The organism is Terriglobus sp. YAF25 (genome assembly GCF_052113305.1).
GTDB lineage: Bacteria > Acidobacteriota > Terriglobia > Terriglobales > Acidobacteriaceae > Terriglobus.
Window position 1 is genome coordinate 1 of sequence record NZ_JBFRCY010000680.1, and the last position, 2,501, is coordinate 2,501.

The following is a 2,501-nucleotide window of genomic DNA, read 5'->3' on the forward strand; positions in this document are numbered from 1 at the left end:
GTTGGCGATCGTCGTGACTACCGGGACGTCGAGGGGAATGCCGAAGGCTTTGCGCGCCCGGTTTCTATCGATACGGTGGTTATAGGTAGCAAGGTAGACACCGTTATAGATGACCTCCATCTTTTGCGGTCCGATGGCGTCCTGCTGTTGATGCCACCCCGCGACTCGTTTTGAGACGGCGAACACTCGGCTGTAGAGCGGTGCGCAGAGTTTATAGAGCAGCGTATGCTTTCGAGTTCTCAGAAGCCCCATGTCACGGCGGCTGGAGCAGATCTTTCGCACTCCGGATAACCGGCAGACCACGGCGCCAAACAGGTCTGAGCTTTCAAAGTAGGTCTGTGCAATGGCAATGTTTTTCTCGCGAATGATCTGTCTTATCTTCCGCGCAACGCCGATAGCTCGCCATGAAAGGCAGGAGCGAACCGGTAACACAATGACCTCGATGCCATAGGTATAGGCTTCCGGGCTGGGATTCTCACGGAAGGTGATGATGGAAACCGCGTATCCAAGCTTCTTCAGGCGATTTGCCAGCTCAAACATCATCCGTTCTGCCCCACCCATCTCGGTCAATTGATCGATCAGGAAGAGGATGGAGCGATCGGTAGTGCTTGCTTGAACCTTTCCAGGAAACTGGGCCATCTTCCGCTTCGGGAGCGCGTTGTTTGTAAGGGGAGTCATGACATCACTTTTTCATGTGTCAGTGAGGCTGCGGGAATCGCCCATGGCGCTTTGACGATGGTTGTTGAGGGTTGTGGACGCTGTAGCTGCTTACGGCTTTCAGCGGCGAGGGACGACCCGCAGATGACGCATCCGAGGAGGATCCAGAGGTTCGAGTCCACCTGGATAAACGCCCATCGATCCCCGAAGAGGTTCACGATGGTGGCGGCTACGATCATGGCGGCGTAACCCAGGCCAATAAGCGACAGCAGCGAATCTCGTGCTCTTGCAAAGAGCCGCATGCCTTCACGCAAGAGCAGCAGGAGTTGGAGAATGAAAAGACAGAGGCCGACGAGGCCGGTCTCCACAAGCATCTTCAGATAGAAATTGTGAGTGTCTTTATAGGAGCCAACCCGGTTGAGCTCGGCATATGTGAGAAAGCCTGTGCCAAATACTGGATTATGACGAAACAGATCCATGGCATCGCTCCACAGCATAACCCGCTCTTGAGCAGAAGCATCCAGTTCGGCCGCCATGCCGGGGTCGGGACGTGAATAGGTCATGGCAATACGCTCGCGGACTGCTACAGGAAGAATGGCTTGCCATCCAAGCAGCAACAGCAGGATTGGGATGAAGAGAGCGCGTACCCTGACAACAGCGAGAAAACACAGAATGACCGCAAGAGCCAGGTAGGCTTCGCGCGAATAGGAGAACAGAAGGCAAACCGTATTCGCTACGGCGACCGTAAGTGCAAGTAGTCTGAGCCAGGGATTCTTCTTCACGACAATCAGTGGAAGGATGAAGGCGGTCGCCTCCACCAAGTAGGAGGCGAGACCGTTCTCACCGGCGTAACCGAGAGGGCCGGCATCTCGTGTTTCTTCAGAGTAGTGCGTGAAGTCCCGGTCAACGGACGATTTCAGGTAACTACAGTCAACAACCATCGCTGTGAGGCCACACAGAACAACGATTGTGAGGATCTGTCGTTTGGTCCGAATAGTACGGACAACCGCGAAGGCCAGGACTGGCATGACGATGAAGTTTTTGTAATCGACGAGACGATGGTCCGAAAACCAGATGGGGAAATCTCCGCCGAGGTAAAATGCTCCTCGCCATAGGGACAGGAAATAGAAGATCGCTAGACACGCGAAAAAAATTACGATACGTGGGCGGTAGGCAAGCTTGGACTGCGGGCGTATCACGGTGCCAATTAATACACAGAGCAGCAGGATGTCGACGATCTTGGAGCCGAGCGGAAACGCATGCAGGTGATACCGGGTTGTTTGCAGGGGAAGCAGAACCGTAAGGGCATAGATCCCGATCTCCGATCGCCACGCAAGGGTAAGGAGTGCGCCAATTACAACTGACGCATAGAGGAGGATGCTGCGTACTCCTATCGTTGTCGATGGATCCAGGTCAGCGAGGATCATTGGGATACTCCTTGGCCAGCGTTTGACGTCTCACACTCCTCGATGATTTCGGCCTTTGCGGTGTGGCTGCGAAAGGCGAATCTAGACCCCGCCCGCCTCCATGCGGTAAGCATGAGTGTTCGGAAGCCGGAAGAGATGGCTAGCATGCTCGTAAGGAAAACGAGGGTGTAGCCGGCGAGCCGTGCCAGAAGCGTGACAACTGGCAGATGAAACGTAGTAAGAGATGGAAGAGGATATGCAAGAGCCACCGCCGCAACGCCGCTCAGGATGAGTGAAGCGTTCGGTGTGAGCGGCAGGATATTTCTATTGATGATGATGAGGCTGGCCACCATTGCGATATAGCCGAGAAGCGTGGCGAACGCGGCTCCCATAAGCCCGAACCGTGGGACCAGGTACAGGTTCAACGCGATGTTGATC

The 2,501-nt window shown here is 54.8% G+C and carries 3 protein-coding genes; all 3 read right to left on the bottom strand.

Annotation, left to right across the window (positions count from 1 at the left end):
• A partial coding sequence (locus AB4043_RS22250) for a glycosyltransferase (protein ID WP_442308124.1) occupies nucleotides 1–678 on the bottom strand: 678 nt, incomplete at its 3' end.
• A complete protein-coding gene (locus tag AB4043_RS22255) occupies nucleotides 675–2,084 on the bottom strand; it encodes an O-antigen ligase family protein (protein WP_442299044.1) in 1,410 nt (469 codons plus the stop codon). The genes AB4043_RS22255 and AB4043_RS22250, both read right to left, overlap by 4 nt.
• Nucleotides 2,081–2,501: hypothetical protein (locus tag AB4043_RS22260; RefSeq protein WP_442308125.1), on the bottom strand; the 421-nt coding region annotated here is incomplete at its 5' end. The genes AB4043_RS22255 and AB4043_RS22260, both read right to left, overlap by 4 nt.

What these genes read in the sequence shown, in the direction of transcription:
- AB4043_RS22255 (WP_442299044.1), bottom strand. Translation starts at nt 2,084, where the DNA reads ATGATCCTCGCTGACCTGGATCCATCGACAACGATAGGAGTACGCAGC.